Origin of the sequence: Christiangramia qingdaonensis, assembly GCF_048381525.1 — a bacterium.
GTDB lineage: Bacteria > Bacteroidota > Bacteroidia > Flavobacteriales > Flavobacteriaceae > Christiangramia.
This window is the reverse complement of the sequence record NZ_JBLWIM010000017.1, coordinates 4,473-5,505: the sequence shown is the minus strand read 5'-3', so window position 1 is coordinate 5,505 and position 1,033 is coordinate 4,473. Positions and strand designations below refer to the sequence as shown.

At 43.7% G+C, this 1,033-nt stretch carries 1 other annotated feature (running past one end of the window).

The window, feature by feature from the left end:
- Positions 1-277: 277 nt before the first annotated feature.
- Positions 278-1,033: a sequence feature (mutual gap in cmsearch alignment for this rRNA model is longer than 100), on the top strand (it continues 774 nt past the right edge of the window).

The following is a 1,033-nucleotide window of genomic DNA, read 5'->3' as shown; positions in this document are numbered from 1 at the left end:
GAAAAAGCGTTGTATATTTGCACCCGCTTTGAGAACAAGCAAACGTTCAAAAATCACAGATTGAAATTACTGAAAACCACCGGATGGGGTGAGAGAATAAGGTTCGATTCCTTAGGTTTTAACAAGACAGATTGGGAGACCAATTAAAGTTCATTGATATATTGAATTGACAAAGGGTTTTATCTTTTAGGAGATAGAATCAAGTGTATAAGAATTAAGACTAGAAAAGTCATACTGAGCAATTTCTTTAGTAGTTGTTGAATATATTTAAGATTTAACGATGAAGAGTTTGATCCTGGCTCAGGATGAACGCTAGCGGCAGGCCTAACACATGCAAGTCGAACGGTAACAGGAATTAGCTTGCTAATTTGCTGACGAGTGGCGCACGGGTGCGTAACGCGTATACAATCTGCCTTTAAGCGGGGAATAGCCCATGGAAACGTGGATTAATACCCCATAGTATGTAGACTTCACCTGGAGATTACATTAAACATTTATGGCTTAAAGATGAGTATGCGTCCTATTAGTTAGTTGGTAAGGTAACGGCTTACCAAGACCGCGATAGGTAGGGGTCCTGAGAGGGAGATCCCCCACACTGGTACTGAGACACGGACCAGACTCCTACGGGAGGCAGCAGTGAGGAATATTGGACAATGGAGGCAACTCTGATCCAGCCATGCCGCGTGCAGGAAGACGGCCCTATGGGTTGTAAACTGCTTTTATACGGGAAGAACCACATCTACGTGTAGATGCTTGACGGTACCGTATGAATAAGGACCGGCTAACTCCGTGCCAGCAGCCGCGGTAATACGGAGGGTCCAAGCGTTATCCGGAATCATTGGGTTTAAAGGGTCCGTAGGCGGGATAATAAGTCAGTGGTGAAAGTCTGCAGCTCAACTGTAGAATTGCCATTGATACTGTTGTTCTTGAATTATTATGAAGTGGTTGGAATGAGTAGTGTAGCGGTGAAATGCATAGATATTACTCAGAACACCTATTGCGAAGGCAGATCACTAATAATATATTGACGCTG